We start from the raw sequence: 26110 nt of genomic DNA, 5'->3' as shown, positions 1-26110 counted from the left end.
TCTCCCCCACTCCCCTTGTGAGCCATCGTCGGTGATGGCTCACTTTTTGCGTGCCCTGTCCGACAGCGGGTTCATCTAGCTCCGACTCGGGTGCCCCACCTTCGATGCGGGCTTGGTGCGCGGCTAAGGTGGGAGAGCACAACGCCTACCGCTACACCAATCCTGAAACTAGCTCGACGCTAATGAGAACTTCACGGTGATCACGGTTTCTACTTCCACCGGATCTCCGTTGAGTAAGTACGGTCGATACTTCCATTGCTTAACAGCATCGATCGCGCTCTTAACGAGCAGCGGATGCCCCTGAACCACCCGCAAATTCTGAACAACTCCATCCTTACCAATTACGGCCTGCAGCAGCACTTCGCCGCTCACATGCGCCTGAACCGCCAGCGCAGGATAGTTCGGCCGGACCTTGTGCACCAGCAAACCCTCCGTCACGCCAGACGAGACATGAAGCCTGTCCTTCTTGTGTGCAACAGTCGGCAAACTCATCGGAGCCATTCGCGCAATCGTGTCGGGAAGTCCGCCCGGAATCCCAATGGGATTTCCGAGCATCGAGTCCGCGCTCGCACCAAAATCCGCTCCGATGATCGGCAGCGTAGGCGAGTCATCCATTCCAGCGTGGTTGTTCTTCGGAACATACCCCGGCGCGACCAGAATCCTTCCAATCGCTGGCCCGGCGCTGCCTCGCATTGGCGATGAAGCAAGTAGAGGAATCACCGTTGGCCCGGACGGCGGCGCCGGAGCAACGAGGAAGCTGTTCAGCGACAGTTTCGGAAGCGCTTCCGTGTAGATCAGAGGAACCAGCAACAGCACACCCACAATGGCGCCCTCTATCGTGAACGATGCCAGAGATGCCCATGCACTGGAACGCCGCAGCTTTAGACGTTTACCGCCGGAATCCAACAAGCTGTCCTCAAACATTGCGCTCTTCCTCCTTTTCAAAGATTCCAAAGAACACACGTCAGCGCCCTCTGCAGCGGACTGCAGACTCACAGCGCTCAGTCAACAACCTGATACGCTATCTGACACCCCGCCAACCTCATTTGTTCCCAGTGCGAGCAGAATGAATAACGAAAAAGCCCCGGATGTTCTCGGGGCTTCAATCTGCACGACTGTATATTGCTGGGTCAGGAAGTGCGGACACCCACTGCGTTCCGGGGTTCGATAGGCACCTCTTTCCGGCTGCTTGCGCTGCAGTACAGAGCATCAAGAATCCTCTGATTCTGCATACCATCCTCACCCGTTGCAGCAAATTGAATTCCCTGCTCGATTGCCGCTGAGAACGCATCCACCTGCCGTATATAGGCATCCTTGTTTGAGACCTCGAAGGTTCGCTTGCTGTCTGCCTTCGAAACCTCAATCGTCACCGGACGGTCCACATTCAACCCGGCCTCAGCGACAATGCCGCCCTCGGTTCCGAGCACATCGATGATGGTTCGGTAGGGCGCTCTAAATGACACGAAGCTACTTCCCAGCGCCCCCTGTGCGAACCGCAGAGAAAGCATCGCCGATGCCTCAACTGTCCCGGACTGCTCGTCATTCGTCGAGATCGACGAGCAACTGATTGGCTCATCCATCAGGATGTAACGCATTGCATCGATGCAGTGCACTCCCACATCAGCGGTTGGACCGCCTCCGGCAAGCACTGAGTCATACAGCCAACGCCGGGCAGATCCGAGACCCTGGAAGCTGAAATCAACCCGGATGCTGATGATCCGTCCAATCTCCTGGCTTTGCACCATCTCCCGAATCCGGATCACACTCTCGCAGAAACGGAAGCACTGCGCCACTCCGAAAACTACACCCTTCTTCCGCGCTGCTTCCAGCATCATCTTGGCTTCGCCCGCATTCATCGCGATCGGCTTTTCACAGAGCACATGCTTACCGTGTTCAATGGCCGTCAACACGTCTTCAAGATGAATTGAGTTCGGGCTGGCGACAAAGACCGCATCGACATCCGGACTTTCGCAAAGTTCGCGTGTGCTTGCATACGCGTGTTCAATGCCAAATTCTGCAGCGTCCTGTTGTGCCTGCGCAAAATTGCGACGTGATAACGCCACTACCTTCGAGTTCTGCGCGCCAGCAAAGCCGGGCATCAGGCGCTTTGCTGCATGTAGTCCAAATCCTGCAATTCCATAGCGGATCATATTGCCAAAAATCATAGACCAGCACGCGTCTGTGACAAACACTTTTCGTAGGCTCGGTCTTTTACTCCACCCGGTGCACTTGACCGCGATTCACAATTCCGGAGTTGTACAATACGCGTGATCCTCGATCACAAAACGAATTAGGTCTGAAGAACGGAATTACTCTATATGTCCAGACGTTTTGTCTTTTCTGTCGTTCTAGCCGTTATCTTGTCTTCATTGTCCTTCTCTCAGCCGTCACACCCTGCACCTCAACACCCATGGATGGACAAATCTCTTTCCCCAGACGCTCGAGCGCACTTGGTACTTCAGCAAATGACGCTCGATGAGAAGATCGCACTCCTCCATGGAACTGGCCACGAAGCCTTCGGTCCGATGCTCCCCGAAAGCAAGGATTCCAATGGCGGAGCAGGATATGTTGTCGGAATCCCGCGCCTCGGAATTCCTGGGATTCAGATGGCTGATGCCGCGTACGGTGTGACCCGGGGCGCTGGCAGCGGACGCTTTTCTACCGCGCTGCCCAGCAATATCGCGCTAGCCGCCTCCTGGAGCACCAAGGCTGCGGCCCAATACGGTGAACTCATTGGTCGCGAACTTCGCGCCCAAGGCTACAACATGGCACTCGGTGGCGGAGTGAACATTGCGCGGGAACTGCGCAATGGGCGCAACTTCGAATACGGTGGTGAAGACCCCGTTCTTGCCGGAACCATTGTGGGCGAGCAGGTAAAGTCGTTGCAGGCGCAGCACGTCATCGGCGACATCAAGCACTTCGCTGTGAACGATCAGGAAAGCGGCCGAGGCGCAGTGAACATAAATATCGACGAGCGCTCAATGCGCGAAACCGATCTCCTCGCCTTCCAGATCGCGCTCGAGCGCTCCAAGGCCGCCGCAGTCATGTGTTCCTACAATCGCGTAAACGGCGACTTCGCGTGCGAAAACCACCACTTGATCACCGACGTCTTGAAGCGCGACTGGGGATTCCAGGGCTTCGTCGTCTCCGACTGGTCTGCCACACACAGCGCAGAGAAAGCCTCCGCCGCTGGTCTTGATCAGGAACAGCCCCAGTACATCTACTTTGGAGACACACTCAAGCAGGCGGTTCTTGCTGGCACGGTCCCTCAAAGCGAGTTGGATGATCACGTGCTCCGCGTCCTTCGCGCTGAGTTCATCGCCGGCATTGTCGACGACCCAGTCGAGCACAGCGTCCCTGACGTGGAGGCCGGTCTCCGCACTGCCCAAAACATCGAAGAGCAAAGCATCGTTCTTCTGAAGAATGCTCATGGTCAACTTCCCTTGCGAGCGGACCGTTTACGCCACGTCGCAGTCATTGGTGGACATGCAGATGTAGGCATGATCTCGGGTGCTGGCTCGGCACAGGTTGATCCGCCTATGGGTAATGCGATCATGCCTCCGGGACAGGGCGGCCCTGGATGGATGAAGCAAATTTGGTTCCCCACCTCGCCAGTGAAGGCGCTTCGCGAGAAACTGCCTCACGCCGACGTATCGTTCGACCCAGGTACTGATCCCGAGAAGGCCGCCGCATCTGCGCGTGGGGCCGACGTTGCCATCGTCTTCGCCTATCAGTGGGCGAGCGAAGCTATGGACCAGCTCTCGCTCGATCTTCCGGGACGCCAGAACGAGCTGATTTCCAAGGTCGCTGCCGCCAATCCGAATACCATTGTCGTCCTTGAGACCGGATCTGCCGTCACCACGCCGTGGATCGATCAGGTTTCCGGTGTTGTGGAAGCTTGGTTCGGCGGCAGCAAGGGCGCTGATGCCGTTGCGAACGTGCTGCTCGGCAACGTGAACCCCAGCGGCAAGCTTCCGATCACTTTCCCGATAAGCGATGCCGATCTTCCCCACGATAAAGTCGTGCAACCGCCTGCGGAGTCGACCGAAGCCTTCTATGGCCCCAACGCCAGAACACAAAACGAAAAGGGTCTTCCGCCTTTCCAGGTTACGTACGACGAAGCCTTGAAAGTCGGCTACAAGTGGTATGACTCTAGCAATGTGAAGGTACGGTTCCCCTTCGGCTTTGGCTTGTCGTACACCACATTCCAATACAGCGGCCTGAAGCTTGAATCAAATGCCAATGGATGGACTGTTCGCTTCCGGCTCAGCAACACCGGCAAACTCGCTGGCGAAGAAGTCGCCGAAGTGTACGCCTCCCTTCCTGACACTACCGGTGAACCGCCGAAGCGGCTCGTAGCCTGGACAAAGGTTCTGTTACAGCCTGGCGAATCCCGCGAAGTTTCGGTTCAGGTAGATAAGTTCCTGCTCTCCATCTGGGACACCAACTCCGGAGCTTGGCGGTTGGTTCCGGGCGATTACCGTGTGTTGGTCGGAGGCTCCTCGGCCGATCTGCCCTTGCGTAGCTCCGTAAAGATGTAATCCCACTCGTACGAACAAGGGGCGGCACTTGGCCGCCCCTCTTTTCTTGCTCTAAGTGGACTTACTCTGTCTCGATCGACTTCTGCAGTTTCACGCTCCCTTTGAGTTCGATCTCTGCGCTCGAATGACCAATCAGCAGATCGAAATCGCCCGCTTCGGCGTGCCACTTCTTCGCCTGCACATCATAGTAGGCGAAGGAACGCGCATCCAGCGGAAGCGTTATCCTCTGGGTCTCACCGGGACGAAGTGATACTTTGGCGAATCCCTTCAGCTCCTTCTCCGGACGCGCCACCTTCGACTGCTTGTCGCCGACATACAGTTGCGCGACTTCCGCACCCGCCACGTTTCCCGTGTTTGTCACATCAAAGGACACTTCGAACAGCGATCCAGCTTTGCTCGCCGGCTTTACTTCAAGGTGATCGTACTTGAAGGTTGTGTACGATAGTCCGAACCCGAACGGGAATGCGGGAGCAACCTTGTTGTGCTCATACCCGCGATAGCCAACGAAGACTCCGTTCGCATAATTCACCTTGAGACTGCCAGACTCCGGATAGTAGCTGTCGTGTGCCGGGTTGTCTTCCCACTTGCGTTCGATGCTGATCGGCAATCGTCCCGAAGGATTCACATCGCCAAAGAGAATTTCCGCCAGCGCGGTCCCTCCCTCTTGCCCCGGATACCACGCCTGAACCAACGCAGGCACCCGATCGATGAACTTGATGACGTCCATTCCACCGCCCGAGGTCACCACGACCACAACGTTCTTATTCACCGTGGCGATCTCGCGAATCAGCTCCTCCTGCCCAAACGGCAGAGCAAACGTGCGATCGGCGCCTTCGCTCTCAGACTCCGGATCAAAGCCTACGGCAACAACCACAGCGTCTGACTTTGCCGCCACTTCCTTCGCCGCCGGATCGACCAGCGTCCCTTCACGAACAATGCCCATTCTCAACCGCGCGCGATCGAACTTCCGCGTACGGTACTGCTCAAGCACGATCTTGTGCGGCCCCGCGGACAGCGCAACTGTGGCCTGCCCAACGAGTGCATACGAGCCGCGCCAATTGTCGATCACGGCCTTATCGTCGACGAACAGGCGATATCCACCGCCCTCTCCTGGCCCTTGTACGAAGACGTAGTGATTGCCTTCGCGCCCAGGAATGTAAACTCCACTCCAGCGAAGAGAGAATCCCTTATTGCCAGCAACGCTCGCGGCATCGAACCCGAAATCTCGACCGAAGTGGGATTCCGTCCGAGTCGATACCGCCTTGCCGGACAACTCCGGGTTATCGAACACCTCAAGCTTCAGCCCGGGAGTGTTCCCGGTTTCATCCGTCCTGAAGTTGGTTCTTTCGGCCAGTTCGGTACGGGTTGGAATTCCACGCTGGAAGTACGTGGTCACATCGTCGCCCGCAACCTTCGCGACGCCCTGCAGAATGCTCACCGAGCCAAATGGTTCGACGCGAGCACTTCCACCACCCACTGGCACTGCCGGATAAGCATCCGGACCAATCACCGCGACCTTCTTGATCTGTTCACGTTTCAGCGGCAGTAGCGAGCCCTCATTCTTGAGCAGCACGATCGATTCCCGGGCCGCTTGCAGCGCCACCGCCCCTCCCTGCTCATTGAGACGTGGAACCGACAAATCAGTTTGATCGCGATCCAGCCAGCCAAACTCAATTGCCGTACGCAGAATCCGCCGCACCTTCTCATCGATGGTCGCTACGCTGACCGCTCCCTGCTGAATGGCAGGTTCAAGATTCTTGCGGTTCATCATCAGCCCAAACGGCATTTCGAGGTCGAGTCCACCGTTCGCAGCAGCCACCGCGTCATATGTTGCTGTCCAGTCGGACATCATGATGCCGCTGAATCCCCACTGCTTGCGCACCACAGTCGTGTTCAGGTACCCGTTCTGCGTCATGTGCTCGCCGTTCACGAGGTTGTAGGAATCCATGATGGCTCCCACCTTCGCCTCTTTCACGCCGGCTTCGAATGCAGGCAGGTAGATCTCGCGCATCGTGCGCTCGTCGATCTTCGCATCGACATTGTGACGGTCAAACTCCGAGCTGTTGGCCATGAAATGCTTGATCGTGGCGCTTACGCCCTGCGACTGCACGCCCTTGATATAGCCCACGGCCATTCGCGATGCCAGGAACGGATCTTCGCCGAAGTACTCGAAGTTCCTCCCATTCATCGGCGCCACATAGATGTTCACTGCCGGGCCCAACAGAAAGTGCACACCCTTCGCTCGCGAATCTCTGCCGAGTTCCGTTCCAACTCGGGTCGCCAGTGCAGGATTCCACGTCGCGGCCAATGCAATTCCACCAGCCATCGTCGTCGCTGGGCCGAAGTTACGAACACCAATTGGACCATCCGCCATCTTCAGTCGCGGTACACCCAATCGCGGAATTTCGCGGATGAAGAACCCGTCTGTTCCGCCAATGTAATCGATCTTTTCCTGCAAAGTCATCTGCTTCAGGATGGACTCGGCGCGGCTTGCCGCGTCAGTACTGTTGACCGATTGCGAAAAAGCGGATGAGGCGAACAGCGCGATGACCATAATCAAGGCACACATCGGCTGCGTTCGCGTCATGTGAACCATAGTTTCCTCCGATGAATAAACGCTAAGAGTTCGGCAAGTGCATTGCCATGACCGGCACGTGTCCGTCATGGCATTTAAGGTTTAGAAGTTTCAGCTCGCTCTCCAGTAATAAGCCGTTCCGTAGCGAAATTCAATCGCTTTAGTACGCACTTTTCTGATGAAAGCAGTCGCGCCACTCTGTATTGTAGAGTTGCACTGTTTACAACTCATTCATAGCGGCGTACGCCACCAGACGTGCGCAAGGATGGTTCGATGAATTGCCTGTTTCGTCGTGTTTCGGTTGTATTGGTAATGATCGGTTTGTGCTCGGCCCTTGCAGTCGCGGCACCGGCTCAGAAAACAAAAGTAGAGATTAAAGACGGCTGGTACTACATCAACGGCCATAAGTTCTTCGTCAATGCAATCGGATACGAACCCGGCGCCCGTCCCGGCGAAGATCCTTACAAGCAGCGAGTCTCCAACCTTCCCCAAATTCGCCAGGACCTCAAGAACATAAAGGCTGCGGGATTCAATGGCATTCGTACTTGGGCCGAAATGTCAGAGCCCGAGCTGCAACTCGTGCAGGAATCCGGACTGAAGATCGTCTTCGGACTCTGGTTGAAGCCTGACGAGGATTTCAGCGATCCCAAGGTCGTCGAGCGCGATCTCGCGCAGGTAAAGCAAACGCTTTCCTACACCAAGAAGTACGACTGCATCATCACCTACCTCATCATGAATGAGCCCATGCCCGCCGTTCTGCAAAAGGCGGGAGGACAGGCGACGGCCAACCTGTGGTCCAAGGTTCGTGACCTTATTCATCAGGAACACCCGGGCGTTCCCGTTACCATCTCCGGCAATTCGGCAATCACCGGATGGCTCGATCTGAACATCTTTGACACGTACGGTCACAACATGTACGACTACAACACCGAGGGCGCGAACTTCACCCACGGTTTCTCCAACACCAATCGTTACGTCTCTGAGATTAATGGCTCCAAGAAGCCTTCTCTCGTAACTGAGTTCGGACGCTCCGTTTCGCGTCAGGGTGCCGGAGCAGGCCAGTATGGTGGAAACACCCTCGAGGAGCAGGCGCGCGCGCTCACTCACGATTATCGCGATCTGCTTGATGCAGGTGCGACCGGGCTCTGCCCGTTCTACTACGCCGACGGATGGTGGAAGGGCGGCGACGCTTCCGTACACAACGACACCTCTGAAGAGTGGTTCGGTTTCTGGGGCTTCAAGGACGTCAATGACAAGGTCGGATACCCTCGTCCAGTCTGGTATGCGGTTCGCCAGTACAACGAAGCGCTGGTCTCCTCCCCGAAGAATCAGCAGTTCTATCTAAACGAAGTTCCAGTCGAAGCTTTCTTCCAGCCTGATGTAAAGAAGTTCCGCGTCATTTATCAGGACGGCGTTCTGCTCGAAGCGGCGCCGGACGCGAACGGCTACTATGCTGGAAAGCTCTCCTTCGCAGGACAGGACCTGAAGGATCGCGAACTCACATTCGAGAGCTACGATGCGCGCGGGAATCTACTCAAGGCCGAAACCATCATCGTCCTCACCGGAAAAGAGCCGATCCAGTGGCCGACCGTTGAAGTGCGCACCAGCGTTTCTGACCTTACCGGTGTGACAGACGTTCCCGTGGAACTCGTCGTGAAGAACGGCTCCGTCTTCACTCTCGGCAACGAAGTGCGCTACGTGTTCGCGCCTCACAAAGGCTGGGAAGGCGGCGAAACTCACCGTGCGAAAATCGATTCTGCCCAGAAAGAGCAGGCCGTGAAAGACAGCTACAAGCTTCCTTCCGAGGCTGTTCTGCTCGGATTGTATGCTGGAGCCGACATTCGTTACGGCAAGTTTACCAAGACCATCTACGATCAGAAGTACCTGTTCCGTGGAAATTGGGCCGACCCGATTAGAGCGAAATAGATTCCTCAAACCCACTGGTCTGATCATGTACTCGCGACATCAGACCAGTGGGAGCTTCCCCTCATCTTTCCCTCCCCGTTCTTCTCTTGCATCAAATCTCACGTGCGAGCACAGCGAAGCTCCAGACCTGACTATCTCCGCAATTCGCAGATTGCCGAACTGCTGGCGCTAGAGTCAGAAAACTCACAGCCTCCTTTGCAGCGTGCTTTGCGTACTGCGTCCCGATCCGCGATTCTCTGGCCGGAGGAGGCCAGTGACATAGCGCAACAAGGTGGTTCACTCACCGAACTCAAATCCATCGGGCCTTCCATTGAAAAGAGAATTCTGCGCTGGATCGAAAATCCTCCCGCGCTTACCGCGCCACCAGACATTCGCAGCGGCTTCAGAACGATGACTGAAGCCCGAGCAATCGTTCAGGAGAACCCGGATTGGTCGGCAAATCTCAAGGGCGATCTCCAGATGCACACGAACTGGAGCGACGGCGAAGGGACGATAGAAGACATGGCCTTAGCTGGCGCACAACGGAGCTACGAGTACATCTCCATCACCGATCATTCCAAGGGGCTGAAGATTGCCGGAGGAATCGATGAATCTCAGCTTCGACAGCAACGACAGGTTATCGAAGAGTTGAACGACTCCCTGCGTCAATCCAAGAGCAGCATTCAGCTCCTGCGCTCAATCGAGTTGAACATCAGCCCCACCGGCGAAGGCGACATGAGCGAAGATGCTCTCGATGAGCTCGACATCGTGCTTGGCTGCTTTCATTCTTCTCTTCGCACCAAGGCAGACCAGACCGAGCGCTACTTGGCAGCTTTACGAAATCCCAGCATTCAGATTCTTGGACACCCGCGTGGCCGGGTTTACAACTACCGTCTCGGTCTCACCGCCGACTGGTCCCGCGTCTTCGCACTTGCAGCCGAACTCGATAAAGCTGTTGAGATCGACGCCTATCCTGACCGTCAGGACCTCAGCCCCGACCTGCTTCTCCTCGCAAAAAAGGCCGGATGCCGAATCTCTCTCGGCACCGACTCCCACGGCCCCTCGCAACTTCGCTTCATGGACTTTGCATTGGCGTCGGCGATTGTTGCCGGCATAAGTAAGGACCGCATTCTCAACTTTATGTCGCGAAACAGTCTTGTAACGTGGGCACGAAGCGTGCGGAGCACCGCGAAACGAGCCGCATAGTTTTGTTTACTGCTCGTCTCACCCACACATCTGGCGCTCTCGAACACCAATTCATTTAGCATCTGGCCTTTGCGCGCATGCATCTTTCTTCGGCAAGGAGACAAAATGGGCCAGTTACTCAGATTTCTGCTGCACTCGCGCACTACTCCGCGAGTATTCGATCGCCGCACGCATGCGGCTCTTGATTACCTCACCACGGGATACTTCTTCTGCCTGGCTGGTTATTTCTGGGGAAACCACCGGCGCGCGGCAGCCACTGCATTGATAAACGCCTTCGCTGTAATGGGTGCCTCAATGTTTACGGACTATCCGGGAGCGCTCCGGCGCATCATCCCATTCGAGACACACGGCAAGATCGACGTTGCGCAAGCTTCAATGGCGTCGGGTCTTCCTATGCTCATGGGGTTCGGCGCTGATGCTGCCGCCACTCCCTTCCAGTTACAAGCCCTGAACGAAGTAGCCGTAATTTCGACGACGGACTGGGATGCTCCTGCTGAAAATCAACAGCAATGGCAACAAGCCAGCTAGTCCTGGGTTCAATACCAGTGAAGGAGACTGACCGTGTTCGGCAAGTTCAGAGCAGTTGTAGTTCTACTTTGCATTTCCACCTGCTTATGCTCAGCCCAGATCTATCGTCGTCATGACTTCAACCGCTTCAACTTCGGAGGTGGTGCCGGAGTTACCGTTCCAACCGAAAGAGCGGGCGACATTCTTAACACAGGCTGGAATCTCAACCTCCGGGGCGGTTACAACGTCCAGCCAAATGTCGCCCTCGATCTTGACTTCACCTACCAGCGATCTCGGCTTAACGATGCGACGTTGGCGTCTTTCGGCGAACCCGATGGCCACATGTCCACTTGGTCGCTAACGTTTAACCCCGTTGTGAAAATGGCGTCGCACCGCGAAGCAGTACAGCCGTACATAACTGCTGGGTTCGGCCTCTATAGCCGCAACCTGACGCTTACTGCCCCGGCGCTAACCACTGGATATGTGTGCGATCCATTCTTCGGATTCTGTTACCCCGCCACCGTTGGCGTAAATGAGACAGTGGCTTCCAACACCACTTACAAGGGTGGATGGAATGCCGGGGGAGGCTTCGACATTGGCGGCCGACGCCGTGGGCCGAAGTTCTTTGTGGAAGCTCGTTATCACCGCATGTTCACCAGCTTTGGACCCGACTTCACGCTCGTGCCAGTGACGGTCGGTGTGCATTTTTAGCGCAGTGAATAAAGGTAGGCCGAAATATCACGACTGTCTTGCTCGGAGACGCCCATCTCCGGCATAGCGGTCTTGGGATGAATCTGCGGCGGGTGCTGGATCCATTTTTCCAGGTTGTCCGGAGTGTTTTGCAATTGACCGGCAATGTACACCCGCCGCGACCAATGCGTCAGCGGAGGCCCCACCAACGCGTTCGCCCCTGCAATGCCTGGAATCGTGTGGCACGAGTAGCACCCATAATTTCGGATCTTCTCTTTGCCCAAATTTGGATTCCCTCCCGTCATCCGCCTCACCTCAGCCATGTAATCCGGCCGCGCCGGATCGCACGCTAGCACGCATAGCGCTGTCGAGACCAGCAGCATTGCGCCAGCCAGCCTAAACATATCGATCTCCGTTCGTGAGCTGCTCAGCTTCTGTATACAACACCCGCTGCTCCGAGTGCCGAATCCACGCGCTCATCAGCCAGAGGCCTAGGACAATGTAGATCACTCCTGCAGGCACCCACATGATGAGTCCGCCGAGTTGCTGATCCTCAATCGGACTCAGGTTGAAGGCTGCCGTCCGGCCCTCGTAAATCGGGTACCAGACTTGCCGCGCAAAGGTCATCAGAGCACCGAGAACACTCGTATGCAGTGCCGTAGTGAAGCAGTACACAACCGCGAGTCCATAACTGAAACGCCCTTGTCGGCCATGGAAGAGCGTCCACCAGAACAGCAGTGCCGTACACAAAAACGTCAGGTGCTGCAGCGAGTGTACCCATTCATGAACAATGCTCGCTTCGTACAACGAAGGGATGTGCCAGGCCCACAACGTTGCGCCATGCAGCAGCCAAGCAAAGAGCGGAGCCGTCATTGCTTCCCAAATCGCAGCCACTCTCGGCTGCTTCATCATCCTACCTGCTGCTGAGCGCCAATCTTGCGGCATCGCCCACATCATCCAGAGCAAAGGGTGCGACAGTACCAGCAGCGGAGCCGCAACAATCATCAGCAATTCATGCTGGCTCATGTGCACCGAGAACAATTCGCGGCCCAACTTATGCACTGGCGACACAAGCGCCACCACCAGCGTCAACCAACCCGCAACGAAATACATCACCTCCAGCTTTGACCACCCTGGCCGGTTTCGTCTCCGCGCCGCGCCGGCCACAAACGACCCAGCCGTAAGGAGCAGCGGAATCACCACTCCCGGCTCGAATGTCCACCAACTCGCGCCCGCCTCGCGTGCTTCTTCTGCCGTATGCGCATAGGCCTGCGCCGCAAGTGCAAGCAGCAGGATCACGGGACCGAGCTTTGTGATTGCATTCCTAGACATTAGTCGCACGGACTCAAGATGAAAGTTGGGACAGCATTTGCGATGATCACCACGGCAAACCACAGGTTCGAAAGAAGTCCAAACTGCGCGGTGAAATACGATCGATCTACGAGTGAATCTCCCTCGTCATTCGCGGATCGCAGGCGGCGATAGTCACCCCATGCCATGAGAGCCGCAGCCATTGTAATCAGCAGACACGCCGCGCTGATCACATGAAGTACGTAGTAGTGCCCTGTAGAACAAGCATGGTGAACGAGTGCATAGCGCACCGTCAGATCAAACCCAAATGCGACAGGGCCCACGAGTCCTCGTAACACTTGAGGTGCTGTTGACGCGCGAGAACTGTCCAATCCTTGAGACACTCATCCCTCCCTTACAGAAATCTTGGCGCGAGATAAATCACGGCCCAAATCGGAAGCCATGCGAAAACAACGAAGTACCAGTAATCGCTATTCTCGGAAGCGTCCATGTACCGCTTGCCGTCAATAGGCCCAGTGAAAAACAGAACCGTCAGCACCAGCGTGTCGAACCAATCTGTAACCAGATGAACCGTGTGCAGTCCGAGAATGGTCCACGTCACCGAGGCGTATGCATTCGCATCCCACTGACAGTTGAGGGCCCGAAACTCGAACACGCGCAGGATCATGTTGACGATGCCGATTGCCGTCATGATTAAAAGTCCTGTGCGCACTTTGCCCAAGTCCCCACTCTGAGCAACCTTCTTCGTCCATTGGTTAGGAACAATGCTGATCAAGAACAATGCGGTATTCAGCACTCCATACATCAGCGATGGTGGCTGCAGTCCCGGAGGCCAGTCGCTGGTACGAGTGCGCAGAAAGAAGTAGCTCACGACTACGAGGGCAAACATTGTGCCCTCGATTGCCATCATGCCAATCGTGCCCCACCAAATCAGGCTGCGCCCTCCAAACACCACAGTCGGGAGACCTGCCACATTCAGTGATCGACGAGTTTTCACCGCATTCTGCACTACCGGTTCTCCCAGACTTCCATCTTGCGTCGCCGTTCACTTTCTTTACGTTTTGGCCAGAACCATCCAGTGAGCGTGATCGCCAATGGAATCGCTCCATACGTGATTGCCCATGGCGTAAAGATGCTTCCAATGAACAACCCCGTGACCGCCAGTGAGGCCAGAAATGGCCATATGCTCGGCGAGGGAAACTCGGTCAGGTGCTCCGGGCTGGCATCGAGTGGTCTCGTGACCAACACTTCGCGAATGTCTTCGCGAACGCCCGTAACTACCGGTTGATCCGGAGGGTCCTCCCAAAGTGGTTCGCGCCCGCTGACACTCGGAAGATCCACAAAGTTGTACTTTGGTGGCGGCGATGTTGTCGCCCACTCCAGCGTTCCCGCTTGCCACGGATCGTTTCCTGCCAACTTCCCCATTCGGTAGCTCGCGAATGCATTTGCCGCGAATGCAACAACCGCCGCTCCCATCAGCATGGCCCCGATCGATTGAATTCCGTTCAGCCGTCCCCAGTGCATCTCGACCGGATAGGTGTAAACGCGCCGTGGCATCCCGTACAGTCCGAGGATGTGCATCGGGAAGAACGTCAGATTGAATCCCAGGAAGAATAGCCAGAAGTGCCACTTGCCGAGAGCGTCGCCCAACATGCGACCAGTGATCTTCGGGAACCAGTAATAGATCGCCCCAAACAGCGGAAACACCGCTCCGCCTATGAGCACATAATGGAAGTGCGCCACGACGAAGTACGTGTCATGCACCTGCCAATCTACCGGGACAGCAGCCAGCATCAGTCCTGTTAGTCCGCCAATCAGAAATACGAAAAAGTACCCCGCAACCCATAACATAGGAAGCTCGAACCGCAGATGTCCGCTCCACAACGTTGCGATCCAGCAGAAAAACTGAACTCCGGTTGGAACCACAATCATCAGGCTTGCCGCCGTGAAAAAGCTCTCGCTCATTTGCGGCAAACCTGTCGCAAACATGTGGTGAACCCAAACGCCAAATCCGATGAATCCGGTGGACACCGTGGCCAGCACCAGTGCCAGATAACCAAATGCTTTGCGCCTGGAAAACGCCACGATGATCGTGGATACAATCCCCGTACCGGGCAGGAAGATGATGTAAACCTCCGGGTGCCCAAAGAACCAGAACAGATGCTGATACAGCAGAGCATCTCCTCCCTCTGCAGGGTTAAAGAAATGCGTACCCACCAATCGATCCATGATAAGCATCGTGCTTGAGATCATGATCGACGGCATGGCGAAGATAACCATGAAGGCCGTTACCACCTGCGACCAGCAGAACAGAGGCAATCTGTTCAGCGACATCCCCGGCGCGCGCATCTTGAAAACCGTGACCACGACTTCCACCGCCACCGCTAGAGCCGAAAGTTCGGTGAACGTGATCATCTGCGCCCAGAAGTCCGCGCGCTTGCCGGGCGTGTATTCTGGTCCTGATAGCGGCACGTAGGCGAACCATCCCACATCCGGCCCCGTGTTCCAGAAGAACGCTACCCACAGCATGATTCCGCCAGCGACATAGATGTAGTAGCTGAACGCATTCAATCGCGGAAACGCGATTGCCCGTGCCCCAACCATCAGTGGCACAAGATAAACGCTAAGCGCCTCAAACATCATTGGCACGGCAAACAGAAACATCATCGTGCTGCCATGCATCGTGAAAAACTGGTTGTACTTGTCAGGTCCGAGGAAGTGATTATCGGGCAGTGCCAGTTGCGTGCGCATCAGCAGTGCGAGAATTCCGGCCAGAGCAAAGAACACAAATGCCGTCACAATAAATCGCTTACCGATCCTCTTGTGATCGACCGTGCAGAACCACCCAATGATTCCCGGCGGATCGCCCCATGTGCGCAGCAACCTCGTCTGGCGTGCCAGGTCTGCTCCGGTCGTAGTCATCACGGCCAATGTCTCGCTCCTACTTCAAACTGCTCAAGTACATCACCACCGCCTGCAAATCTTCTGACGGCAGCGGATTGGGCGGCACGCGCACGCCGGGTTTAATCGCCTGAGGATCGGCAATCCAACCTCCGAGCGATCCCGGAGTGTTCGGCAGTGTCGCCGCTCCTATGCTGATCCTGCTGCCTACATGAGTCAGGTCGGGTCCGACTCTCGAACCTGCCGACGTCCCGCGAATCGTGTGGCACATGACACAGGTACTGTTCAGAAACACGAACTGCCCACGTTTCAACATATCGCTATTAGGATCAGGCGCGGGCTTCTTCTGCTGCTCGAGCCATGCCTGAAACTTCGCAGGGCTTTCCGCCACGATGTAGAAGGCCATGTGCGCATGTTGATGTCCGCAGAACTCCGCACACTGTCCTCGATAAGTTCCCTCCTTGTCTGCTTGAAACCAGATCGCGTTGTCGTACCCCGGAATCAGATCGCGCTTGCCCTGAATGTTTGGCGCCCAGAAGCTATGAATCACATCACGCGAACTTGTCTCCAGCACGACCGGAACGCCCGTCGGAATATGAATTTCGTTGGCAGTCACTACCCATTGACTCGCGTCCGTGTTCGGATACTGCACCTCCCACCACCACTGGTGTCCGATCACTTGAATGCTCACAGGATTCTTCGATGTGAGCGAGTTCATATACTTCCCGGTCACGACCGAATAGCCCAGTACCGAAAACAAAATGACCACCGTGATGGTTGTGGCGGCAATTACCATGCGAACTCGCCGCTGCTCCAGCATCGGATCAAGATTCAGGTCGGGAGCGACTTGCATGCTCGTCCGCCGCTTCACTGCCGCCGACGCAAGAAAAGCGATGACCACCACGAACACCACGACAGTGATGCCGAAGATGAACCACCACAGGCTTTCGATGCGCCCTGACATCGGCCCAGCAGGTTTCAACATCGTCTGTTGATTCTGCTGCCCACCGCAACTCGCCAACATGCATAGCAGCGGCATCATCGTGGCGAGTGCGAATTGGGTGGGCCATTTCATTCTTCTCAACGTTGTTGTGGCTTCTGTCCCGGCGTAACGTTCTCGGGCTTCTTGAAATTCATTTCATCCGAACGCGAAGGCGCGACGGTCGGCGACAATTGCCCGCTCATCGAACGCACGTACGCAACAATTTCCCAGACTTGATACTCAGGAATCTTTCGTCGGAACGAAGGCATTCCATTCGGTCTACCCTCGACAATCGCGTCGTGAATGTTCTGTGGCTGCCCGCCGTAGATCCACTTCGCATCCATCAGCGGAGGTCCAATTCCGCCGCCCCCGTGCGCATGACATCCTGCGCAGTTGTAAGCCTCGAAGAGCTTCTGTCCCTCGGACACCGCGTAAGCGTTGTACTGATAAGGCCCAGGCCCGGCGTTCGCAGCCGATTCCGTCTCCCCCGGCTTCAATCCTGGCTGGCCACCGGGGTGCAGTGGACTCAACTCGACACCTTCGTCCGCGGCCGCTGCCGAACTCGGCTTCTGATGTAGATCGCGCCGCTCTCGCTCACAACTCGACATTGCCAGCGTCAGGAAGCACAGTGTCACGAGAGCCATACTCGATCGCATCACTCTGCTCCTTTCTCACGAGCACCATCGACAACAAGCGGCACTCCATAGCTGCGCAAGATGGCGTCGATCTTCGCCCTGTGTTTCTCCAGCGCCATGTTCAGCCGATCCCGGAGCGCCACATCGTTCTTCCTCACACCCATGCAAATTGAAAATGCGAATGGCAGCGACGGGCCATCTCTTTCCGGAGTCGGTCTGAGTGCCAGCTCCGTGTGATGCTCGCGCGCGTAGTACCCTGCCTGCGGCCCCCAAAGAATCGCCACATCGACCTTGCGTTTGAGCACCGCGTCAATGATCGAACTCACCGGAACTCCGGGCGTCTCGTATGCAACGATGTTGCCCACCATCCCACGCTGTCCCAGCGCTCTTCCCGGCGGTGCATATTCTTCGCTCACTACCTGCACAGCAATTTTCATTCTGCGCAGCGAGGCATCATCCAAAGTTTGCAAATGCAGATGTCGGTCGCGTCGCGTGACGAAGACATACGTTGAGCGGTAATAAGGTTCGGTCGTCATCACGCCTCGAAACTTCTCCGGCACACCAAGCAGCACATCGCACTGTTGCTTGTTCAGCACATCGCGAACGAAACCGCGCCCCAACCTCTGCCACACATACTCCACGTCGGCGTTCATGTCCCGAGCGATGAGTTCAGCAATGCGGTTCTCGTAACCTTGCTGCCTGCGGTTGGACGAAGGAAGACTCTCCGGGTCAGCACACACGCGCAATGTCGTCGCGCTCAGATCGGTCGCTATTACCAAGACGAACATGAGCGTCACCGTACTAAGGAAGCGAGAACACATAGAGCAAGCCTCCTTTGTTCGTGTATTGCGGCAATTCCTTCGACGCATTCGAAAATCCGAGTGCACCGCTGCTGTCGCGCGTATCCAGGCCACCCGAAACAACTGCTCCGGCCCAACCTCCTACGCCCGATAGCACCGCGACGTACTGCTTGCCATCCGGTCCCTTGTACGTTACTGGCTGGCCGATGATTCCCGAGCCAGTCTTGAACGCCCACAACTCTTGCCCTGTCATGGCGTCAACGGCCTTGAACCAGCCATCCATGGTGCCGAAGAACACCACATTTCCTGCCGTCGCCAGAGCTCCACTCCAGAACGGGAACTTGTCCTTCAGCACCCATACTGCTTTCGCATTTACCGGGTCCCAAGCTGTGAACTCACCCATGTGACCGCCCGGGCCCGCATAGAAACGAGCATTCATCCCCACATACGGCGTACCTGCGATGTAGTTCGCCTCTGTTTCTTCCACGTCCATGCAGAGGTTCTGGTGCGGTATATAAATCAACCCTGTCTTCGGCGAAAACGCTGACGGCTGCCAGTCTTTCGTACCCGGCGATGCCGGACAGATATTCCGCACCACACTTCCAACCCTCGGGTGCTTCTCTTCGGCATACTGCAGTTGTCCCGTGTTCAGATCCACGCCCTTGCTGCTATTCACATATCCGAAGGGAGTTGCTGACAACACTTGCCCATTCGTGCGATCCATCACATACACGTATCCATTGCGTTCTGGACGCACCAGCACCTTCCGCGTTTGTCCGTTCACCGGCAGGTCGAGCAGAATGTTTTCGTTGATCGAGTCGTAGTCGTGCAGGTCATGAGGTGATGTTTGATAGAACCAGATCGCCTCGCCTGTATCTGCATCGCGTGCGAAGATTCCCGAAGTCCAGTAATTGTCTCCCGGACGATCTTCCGCGTTCCATGGTCCGGGGTTCGCTGTCCCGTAGTAGATGAGGTTCAGTTCCGGATCGTAAGAGATCCATCCCCATGCTCCGCCTCCGCCCACTTTCCAAGCATCCGGAGGCCAGCTCTTCACACCAAGATCCTGTCCCTTGTACTGCGAATAGTACGGCTTGAATCGGGATCCAATCAGCACTTGCGAATCAGGCCCCGTCCCATACGCTCGCCATGCAATCTTCCCGCTCTTTTCGTCCACTGCCGCGAGCCATCCATGAATTCCAAACTCGCCGCCGCTATTACCGACCAGCACTTTACCCTTCACCACCAGGGGAGCCATCGTGATCGTTTCGCCCTGGTTGATGTCGGCCAACTTCGTCTTCCACACCTGCTGTCCCGAATTCGCGTCAACGGCTACTGCGTATCCATCCAGCGTGTTGTGAAAGATTTTCCCGTCATCATACGAAGCCCCGCGATTCACCCAATCGCAGCAAGCCTCACCCTTCGCCGCCGACGCCGTGCCCGGATCGTATTTCCACTTCATCGGAGCGCCCTGCTTTGTGAGGTCGAGTGCATAGAGCACGTTGGGCCACGGCGTCACGATGTACATCGTGTTGTTCACCACGAGAGGTGCGGCCTCTTCGCCACGGTCCGTTCCCGTGTTAAACGTCCACGCGACTTTTAGGCTCTTAACTGTTTGTGTGTTGATCTGGTCCAGGGTGCTATAGCGTGTGCTCGCATAGTCCTTTGCCGGACGCACCCACTGCCCATCGTCGCTGGCCATCTTGCCCCCGTAGGGCTGGGCCACGTAGCTACCTTGCGGAGCGGTTTGCGCCGAAGCGGGCTTGGAACTGCGACAGCTCGCTCCCACTAACAGCGCAGTCGCTGCGGTCAGCAAGCTAAGTATCTGAAACCCCCAACTCGGGTTGCGCATTCGTGCCTCTTGAACGTTCTTACTCGCGCACGTCGCCGAATCCTGACGTGGTTTCATTCAGACAGTTCAAGATGCTTGTGTTTTCAAGCGAGTTGTCGAGACGTACCGGCTTGACTCTGCCGGAGGTTCTATCCCCTAACCACTCTTTGCGAGTTCCAGCAAAGCTTCCAGGAATCTTTGTGTCGCTTTTCCGGGGTCTTCGTCAGGCATCACCAGCGGCTCTACATGGCGGCTGCGCAGTACGATCTCCTGCGCGGGATCAGGCTGTGGCATGAAGATGTAAGAACGCGGTCGTTTCTCCAGATGCTCTGAAGTCTTCCAAATCTCATGTAACCGAAACAACAAATATCGCATGTTCACGTCATGCAAGCTGTAGCCGATGAATAACAGCGGGCTGGCCAGGCTATCAGCCCTCAGCAGGATGTCGAGCGGCGTCTCGAAACTCATCCTTTCGAAGTAGCTGGTCTCCGTTAGCACCAGGGTCTCATCATCATCGAAATCCCCATGAAACTTAATGATTTTCGTGCAGTCGTCCGGAGGCTGCGCCAAATCCGCGATATTTGCAATTTTGCGAAATCGAATGTTCCTCTTCTCGTACGCAGCCTCTAGCCAGTGATCGTAGTTGGTGGTGTAGATCTTCCTGAAGTTCAGATCCACAATCAGGTTGTGAACTGCCGACTGCGACACATCCAGCGACTCGGGATGCCACGTGCGATTCATCCAGTCGCGCAACTCTGCCATTCCCCCCTTGCATTGCACGTAAGCCTCGCTGAGAACCGGGTAGTCGCTCACCGCAAAATCCGTCCTACTCAGCTTCATCTCCTCGGCCACGTGATCAATTAGCTCGTCGAAACTCGGCAGCCCCAAGTTCTGCGATACTCCGCCCCCGGCAAAAAGGATGACTTCGCGTTTTCGGACCGCTTCTGCCAGCGGCGTCAGATGCTCGTGTGTTGTGCTCACCTTGCTACCTGCAAAAAGTAGAGGAGCGGCATCGCCGTCTTGCACGCCGCTCCTCGGAGTTCACTGCTGCACTGCTCACTGATGAACCGCTACCCACATATCTCTCGATCAGGCGACTTTCTCATCCTTCGGCTTGGCCATTTTTTCGTGCATGGCAGCCTTGACCTTGTCTGGGATTACATTCGCCATTGCGCCTTGCATCTTCGTCTTCCAGCTTGCCGAGTAGACGTGCTTCTCGCCCTTCATCATCGCTTCGAAGCCTTGCTTTGCGACGTCGTAAGGCTCGCTCTCCTTCTTTCCTTCCTGCCCCAGGTCCGTGTTCTGCATCCCCGCGCGGTCGAAGAATTCCGTGTCTGTCGCTCCTGGCTGCAGAGCTGTCACGGTCACGCCAGTCCCGTCCAGTTCCGCCCCGAGTGTCTTTGCAAACGACAGATCAAATGCTTTCGTGGCCGCGTACACTGCTTCGTAAGGCGCAACCATCTCACCTGCAATCGATGCGGTAGTCAGGATTCGTCCTTTGCCCCGCGCTACCATGTGCTGCACTACGTGCTTGGCTAGGTGCACTGTTCCTTCCACGTTCAGCCGGATCATGTTGATCTCGGCATCGAGATCGGTCTCCGCAAATTTCCCGCCAACTCCGACTCCAGCATTCAGTGCAGCCGCATCCAGAGGGCGTCCCAATTGCTGAACTTCGTTCCAGAACTGCATTACGCTGTCATACGTTGCCAGGTCCGCCTCCACTGGCGTTACCTGAACTCCATGTGACCTCAGTTCTTCAGCGGCAGCTTCGATGCGCCCTGCGTTCGAAACAATCACCAAATCGAAACCATTCTCGGCAAAAACCTTGGCCAGACTGAAGCCTATGCCGCTCGTCGCACCTGTCACTATCGCGAGTTGATTGCTCACCCTGTAGTCCCTCCATCGATTTGCAACTGTTGTCTGCACCGTCAGATGCATTTGGTCACTCAGGTGATAAAGGACAGGCAATCGACCACAGTTGCACCTCGTCGCACAGGCGAATCGACCAGTTCTATGCGGCCTTCCAGTGCATCGGGCGGCGCATCTGCTCGTCTGCAAATCGTTTCATGATCTCCACCTTGTCTTCCACCGATATGTGCAGAAACTCGCGTGCAACATATTCCATGAAGTCGTTTGTCGCTCCGCCCAGCGCCACTGCCGCTATTCGCACTCCGGGATCGAGTCCCGGCTTCGCCGACGCTCTCACAACTTCGGAAATGTAAGGCAACACTCCTCCCAAACCGGTTTGTTCTTCTCCCGAATGGAAGTAGTACGTAATTGGAAACTGAGTGAGATCGTTCCGCAGCGAAGACATACCTTCCACCAACCCCCAAAGGATCTGCTGCGCTTCCTACGAAGGAAGATCCATCATCGACAATCCAGTTTCTAACTCTGCGTTGTGCAGCAAAGTGAGCTGATGTGCAAACGTCCTTCGCCGCTCCAGAACCGGGTAGATGGAGAGCAGCCATGAAACTGCTGCCGTAAGCAGTCCGAATCCAAGTGTCGCCTCCACATCCAGCGCCAATTGGAACAGACGTGACTTGGTGCTGAAAGCAGTTCCAACCGTAATCAGTGCACCCCAGGAGAGCGTGACGGCGTCGAGAAAGTCGAGCTTGCGGGCAGGCACGCCGGGTTGGGTTACTAAGTCGGCTGTCATGTGTGGCGCGTAGATACACGCAAACCCAATCACCACCAGCAGCACCCACAAGATCATGATGCTGAGAATGGCGATGGGTCCTGTCAGCGTGAGCACCGGGGGACGTCGGGCAGCAGTGCGCCTCATCGCCATCCAGACCACACGCCCCACGAAGTGACTCGCAATTCCTCTTCCTGCCGGATGGAACAACGTTCCAAAGATGTCATACAGGGCAGAGCCTACACACACGAGCCCAACAATTGTCCACACGGGGGTCATGCATTTGAGAGTCCGCAACAGAGTTCGACTGTTGCTTCCGCACACAATGCATGCAACCACACACGCTTCGAATCTGTCGTACACATGAGCAGGAGCTTTCAAAGTCGCTCATGACTTACCAGGAAACGCTGTTCCCCATTTCGAGAGAGCCTGAAGGCTTTCTGTACGAGCCTGACTTCCTCAGCGAGCACGAAGAGCAGCACATTCTTGCCTCAATTCGCGAGCTTGAGTTTGAAGCGTTTCAGTTTCAAGGCTATGTCGCGAAGCGCCGCATTGTGGCCTACGGCTGGGATTACGACTTCACTTCTCGCAAAGCAAGCGTCACCGTGCCCATCCCCGAATTTCTGAATTCTCTGCGTTCACGTGCTGCACAGTTCATCGGACTCAGTTCGGAAGAAATCGCCGAAGCCGTCGTGACGGAGTATCCTCCCGGAGCTCCGATCGGCTGGCATCGAGACGTGCCCCAGTTCGAAACCATCGTAGGCATCTCTCTTCTAAGTAGCGTCCGCATGCGCTTCAAGCCCTACAAAGCCGAAGGCGACATCCTCTCAGCCTCCCTCGAACCGCGTTCTCTCTATGTCATCTCCGGCCCAGCTCGATGGAAATACCAGCACAGCATTCCGCCCGTGAAGAGCTTGCGATATTCCATCACCTTTCGCACTCTTCGCCGGGGCCTGCTCGACAAAGCTGGCTAGCCGTCCATGCAGGGTGGCATCACGCCTGAGCTGGAGTGTGTATACTCTTCAGCATTGTGCGACCGCATCTGGCGACACTTGTCGATGATTTTCGCCGCCACGGAAACCAGACCGCCGTTGTCGTGCACAGCGGAAATCGGCGCCGCGCCTCCACCTATGCGGATCTCGCATCTCTCGCCGAGCGTTTCGCCGCCGAGCTTCAACGACGAAACATCACTGTTGGCGAGCGTGTCGTACTTTGGGGACAAAATGGTCCTGAGTGGATCGGCACTTTTTTCGGATGCGTTCTGCGCGGAGTTCTTGTTGTCCCACTCGATGCTTCAGGCGGAACCGATTTTGCTCAACGCGTAATCGCCGAGACGAAACCCCGTCTCATTGTCGGCAGCAGTGCTCTTCTTGCGCACCTCTCCAGTGATGTTCCGCAACTCCAGTTTGAACAGCTCTCCACTGCTCTTGCCTCGGATCCGCCGAGCATCGATCTACACGAACCCACCCTCGGCCCAGATACTCCGCTGCAAATTCTCTTCACCTCCGGCACCACGTCCGAACCCAAGGGCGTCGTGCATACTCACCGCAACGTTCTCGCCAGCCTCGACCCGATCGAGCGCGAGATGCAGAAGTACCTCAAGTACGAACGCATCTTTCATCCTCTTCGCTTCCTCCACACGCTGCCTCTGAGCCATGTCTTCGGACAATTCATGGGCCTGTGGATTCCACCGCTGTTCGCCGCCGAAGTTCATTTCGAAAATCGCCTGCAAGCCCCACGGCTCCTCCAGCTCATTCACAATCACCGCATCTCAGTACTCGCATCTGTGCCTCGCGTTCTCGATCTTCTCAAGTCGCATCTCGAAGAACGTTTCCCCCACCTCGCCTCACGAACCGACGCGGTTCGCGGCCAGCGTGTATGGACCAAGTGGTGGCACTTCCGCGACGTGCATCGCGAGTTCGGATTTAAGTTTTGGGCCTTTGTCTGCGGCGGAGCGTCGCTCGCCTCGCCCGTTGAGCGTTTCTGGAACGACCTCGGCTTCGCACTCATCCAGGGATACGGCATGACCGAAACCGCCGCGCTGATCACGCTCAATCACCCGTTTCATGTTGGTCAGGGCACCATCGGCAAGCCTCTTCCCGGTCGCGAGGTTCGCATCTCGTCAGATGGTGAAGTCCAAGTCCGGGGCGAGATGGTTGCAAGCAGCCGATGGCAGAATGGACAGATTACAACCACCGCTGATTCGTGGCTCAGCACCGGAGACCTCGTCGAGCAAGATGATGCTGGACAGCTTCGTTTTCTCGGACGCAAAAGCGAAACCATCGTCACCGCCGCCGGACTCAACATCCACCCCGAAGATGTCGAAGCCGCTTTGAACCGCCAACCCGGTGTTGAGGCCTCCGCTGTCGTCCCACTCGAAACCCGTCGTGGCGTCGAACCTGTTTCTGTGCTCATCTTCCGAGGCGATCAGCAACACGCTCAGGCCGCTGTCGATGCTGCCAACCGAAGCCTCACCGATTACCAACGCGTACGCGACTGGAGACTGTGGCCGCATCTCGACTTCCCTCGCACAGGTACAGGCAAGATCCGCCGCCGACTCGTGACTCAATGGCTAGCAGCGCAAAAGAATATTTCCGCGACGCCTTCCTCAGAGTCAATCGATCCCCTTTCGCGCCTGCTCGCCACCATCACACGCTCCGAACCGAAGCACCTCGACGACGGCGTGCGCTTCGACCGCGACCTCCACCTCGACAGTCTCGCGCGTGTGCAACTACAAACCGAACTTGAAGAGCGCCTCGGCGTCGGCATCAGCGATGAGCAGTTCGAGCGCATCGCCACCATGGGCGACCTGCGCGAACACCTCGGCTTCAAGTCCGATCATCCCACTTCGCCTTCGGCGGACAGCGCACAACTTCTCTCGCACGAACATCCCCGCGAGCGCCAATTCGTTTACCCGAAATGGACATGGTCTCCGCTTGTCCACGCCGTTCGTGTCGCATTTCAGGAATGCATCATGCGTCCGCTGGTCTTGCTTCTCGCCGCTCCGCGCATCGAGAGCAGGCTACATTCGCTTGCGCGACCAGCGTTGCTCATTGCCAATCACGTGACGGCCTTCGATGCTGCACTGGTGCTCTACGCTCTTCCTGCTTCAATGCGTCGCCACGTCGCCATCGCCATGTCCGGCGAAATGCTCGATGACTGGCGACACGCGCGCAACCAGGGCAACTGGTTCCTTAATTTCATCGCCCCTTTTGAATACTGGCTTGTGACCACGTTATTCAATGTCTTCCCGCTACCAAAAGGCGTGGGATTCCGCCGCAGCTTCGTTCACGTTGGCGAAGCCATGGATCGCGGCTATCACGTACTGGTTTTTCCGGAAGGTCGTCGCTCGACTGATGGCGCGTTGCAGCCATTCCGCAGTGGCATAGGACTTCTTGCAGAGGAATCTGCCGCGAGCATTGTTCCGATTGCTTTGAAGGGATTAGGTGAACTCAAACAGCGCGGGCGCGGCTGGTTCCGTTCGCATTCTTTGGAGATTCGCGTCGGCGAACCGATCGCCCCTCAAGCTCATCTCTTGCCTGAGGAACTCTCCGTTCGCCTCCACGCCATTATTTCTTCGATGTTGCAGTAACT

General features: G+C 56.3%; 23 protein-coding genes. 7 read left to right on the top strand and 16 right to left on the bottom strand.

Annotated elements, in window-relative coordinates; all coding sequences use genetic code 11:
- Nucleotides 1-168: 168 nt before the first annotated feature.
- Nucleotides 169-924, bottom strand: coding sequence for an energy transducer TonB (locus tag AC6IZD_RS03530; RefSeq protein WP_497786302.1), 756 nt, complete (start codon nt 922-924; stop codon nt 169-171).
- 206 nt (nt 925-1130) lie between these two features.
- Nucleotides 1131-2165, bottom strand: coding sequence for a Gfo/Idh/MocA family protein (locus AC6IZD_RS03525; RefSeq protein ID WP_497786301.1), 1035 nt, complete (start codon nt 2163-2165; stop codon nt 1131-1133).
- Nucleotides 2166-2318: 153 nt separating this feature from the next.
- Between AC6IZD_RS03525 and AC6IZD_RS03520 the strand changes: the two genes are divergently transcribed.
- Complete coding sequence (locus AC6IZD_RS03520) at nt 2319-4541, top strand: beta-glucosidase (protein ID WP_497786300.1); 2223 nt, start codon at nt 2319-2321, stop codon at nt 4539-4541.
- Between the two features lie 61 nt (nt 4542-4602).
- Here AC6IZD_RS03520 and AC6IZD_RS03515 read toward each other — a convergent pair whose 3' ends face one another.
- Complete coding sequence (locus tag AC6IZD_RS03515) at nt 4603-7128, bottom strand: beta-glucosidase H (RefSeq protein WP_497786299.1); 2526 nt, start codon at nt 7126-7128, stop codon at nt 4603-4605.
- A gap of 261 nt (nt 7129-7389) precedes the next feature.
- Between AC6IZD_RS03515 and AC6IZD_RS03510 the strand changes: the two genes are divergently transcribed.
- The 4 genes from AC6IZD_RS03510 to AC6IZD_RS03495 all read left to right on the top strand — a co-directional run bounded on the left by AC6IZD_RS03510 (nt 7390) and on the right by AC6IZD_RS03495 (nt 11445).
- A complete protein-coding gene (locus AC6IZD_RS03510) occupies nt 7390-9042 on the top strand; it encodes a glycoside hydrolase family 2 TIM barrel-domain containing protein (protein WP_497786298.1) in 1653 nt (550 codons plus the stop codon).
- A gap of 102 nt (nt 9043-9144) precedes the next feature.
- Nucleotides 9145-10227 carry a PHP domain-containing protein gene (locus AC6IZD_RS03505; RefSeq protein ID WP_497786297.1) on the top strand — a complete coding sequence of 361 codons (1083 nt, stop codon included), beginning with the start codon at nt 9145-9147 and terminating at the stop codon, nt 10225-10227.
- A gap of 105 nt (nt 10228-10332) precedes the next feature.
- Nucleotides 10333-10755, top strand: coding sequence for a hypothetical protein (locus AC6IZD_RS03500; RefSeq protein ID WP_497786296.1), 423 nt, complete (start codon nt 10333-10335; stop codon nt 10753-10755).
- 33 nt (nt 10756-10788) lie between these two features.
- Nucleotides 10789-11445 carry an outer membrane beta-barrel protein gene (locus AC6IZD_RS03495; RefSeq protein WP_497786295.1) on the top strand — a complete coding sequence of 219 codons (657 nt, stop codon included), beginning with the start codon at nt 10789-10791 and terminating at the stop codon, nt 11443-11445.
- Here AC6IZD_RS03495 and AC6IZD_RS03490 read toward each other — a convergent pair.
- From AC6IZD_RS03490 to AC6IZD_RS03430, 13 genes are all read right to left on the bottom strand, one after another.
- Entirely contained in the window at nt 11442-11828 is a 387-nt protein-coding gene (locus tag AC6IZD_RS03490; RefSeq protein WP_497786294.1) for a c-type cytochrome, read from the bottom strand. The two genes, AC6IZD_RS03495 and AC6IZD_RS03490, sit on opposite strands and share 4 nt — an antisense overlap.
- The gene (locus AC6IZD_RS03485) at nt 11821-12756 is read right to left on the bottom strand and encodes a cytochrome c oxidase assembly protein (RefSeq protein WP_497786293.1); all 936 of its coding nucleotides are present in this window, start codon (nt 12754-12756) and stop codon (nt 11821-11823) included. The genes AC6IZD_RS03490 and AC6IZD_RS03485 overlap by 8 nt, the downstream gene beginning before the upstream one ends.
- Complete coding sequence (locus tag AC6IZD_RS03480; protein ID WP_497786292.1) at nt 12756-13118, bottom strand: hypothetical protein; 363 nt, start codon at nt 13116-13118, stop codon at nt 12756-12758. Before AC6IZD_RS03480 ends, AC6IZD_RS03485 begins: the two co-directional genes overlap by 1 nt.
- An 11-nt stretch (nt 13119-13129) precedes the next feature.
- On the bottom strand, nt 13130-13732 hold the full coding sequence (locus AC6IZD_RS03475; protein WP_497786291.1) for a cytochrome c oxidase subunit 3: 603 nt from the start codon (nt 13730-13732) through the stop codon (nt 13130-13132).
- A gap of 11 nt (nt 13733-13743) precedes the next feature.
- Nucleotides 13744-15657: a cytochrome c oxidase subunit I gene (gene ctaD, locus AC6IZD_RS03470; RefSeq protein WP_497787552.1), complete on the bottom strand. Its 1914-nt coding sequence runs from the start codon at nt 15655-15657 to the stop codon at nt 13744-13746.
- Between the two features lie 19 nt (nt 15658-15676).
- Entirely contained in the window at nt 15677-16711 is a 1035-nt protein-coding gene (gene coxB, locus AC6IZD_RS03465) for a cytochrome c oxidase subunit II (protein ID WP_497786290.1), read from the bottom strand.
- A gap of 5 nt (nt 16712-16716) precedes the next feature.
- Nucleotides 16717-17274, bottom strand: coding sequence for a c-type cytochrome (locus AC6IZD_RS03460; RefSeq protein ID WP_497786289.1), 558 nt, complete (start codon nt 17272-17274; stop codon nt 16717-16719).
- Nucleotides 17274-18074, bottom strand: a complete 801-nt coding sequence (locus AC6IZD_RS03455) for a quinoprotein dehydrogenase-associated putative ABC transporter substrate-binding protein (RefSeq protein WP_497786288.1) — start codon at nt 18072-18074, stop codon at nt 17274-17276. The genes AC6IZD_RS03460 and AC6IZD_RS03455 overlap by 1 nt, the downstream gene beginning before the upstream one ends.
- On the bottom strand, nt 18055-19902 hold the full coding sequence (locus AC6IZD_RS03450; RefSeq protein WP_497786287.1) for a methanol/ethanol family PQQ-dependent dehydrogenase: 1848 nt from the start codon (nt 19900-19902) through the stop codon (nt 18055-18057). The genes AC6IZD_RS03455 and AC6IZD_RS03450 overlap by 20 nt, the downstream gene beginning before the upstream one ends.
- A gap of 135 nt (nt 19903-20037) precedes the next feature.
- Nucleotides 20038-20862, bottom strand: coding sequence for an SIR2 family protein (locus AC6IZD_RS03445; protein WP_497786286.1), 825 nt, complete (start codon nt 20860-20862; stop codon nt 20038-20040).
- Between the two features lie 108 nt (nt 20863-20970).
- A complete protein-coding gene (locus AC6IZD_RS03440; RefSeq protein ID WP_497786285.1) occupies nt 20971-21768 on the bottom strand; it encodes an SDR family NAD(P)-dependent oxidoreductase in 798 nt (265 codons plus the stop codon).
- A gap of 124 nt (nt 21769-21892) precedes the next feature.
- Nucleotides 21893-22195 carry a hypothetical protein gene (locus AC6IZD_RS03435; protein WP_497786284.1) on the bottom strand — a complete coding sequence of 101 codons (303 nt, stop codon included), beginning with the start codon at nt 22193-22195 and terminating at the stop codon, nt 21893-21895.
- 36 nt (nt 22196-22231) lie between these two features.
- Nucleotides 22232-22786: a hypothetical protein gene (locus AC6IZD_RS03430; protein ID WP_497786283.1), complete on the bottom strand. Its 555-nt coding sequence runs from the start codon at nt 22784-22786 to the stop codon at nt 22232-22234.
- A 119-nt stretch (nt 22787-22905) separates the two neighbouring features.
- On the opposite strand from AC6IZD_RS03430, the gene AC6IZD_RS03425 reads away from it, so the two are divergent.
- Together AC6IZD_RS03425 and AC6IZD_RS03420 are read left to right on the top strand one after the other, a co-directional pair.
- On the top strand, nt 22906-23490 hold the full coding sequence (locus AC6IZD_RS03425) for an alpha-ketoglutarate-dependent dioxygenase AlkB (RefSeq protein WP_497786282.1): 585 nt from the start codon (nt 22906-22908) through the stop codon (nt 23488-23490).
- Between the two features lie 35 nt (nt 23491-23525).
- Nucleotides 23526-26108: an AMP-binding protein gene (locus AC6IZD_RS03420; protein ID WP_497786281.1), complete on the top strand. Its 2583-nt coding sequence runs from the start codon at nt 23526-23528 to the stop codon at nt 26106-26108.
- The last annotated feature ends 2 nt before the right edge of the window (nt 26109-26110 follow it).

The sequence above is a fragment of the Koromonas humicola genome, from assembly GCF_059726255.1.
The sequence above is the reverse complement of the archived record's forward strand: the minus strand, read 5'-3'. Positions and strand labels throughout refer to the sequence as shown.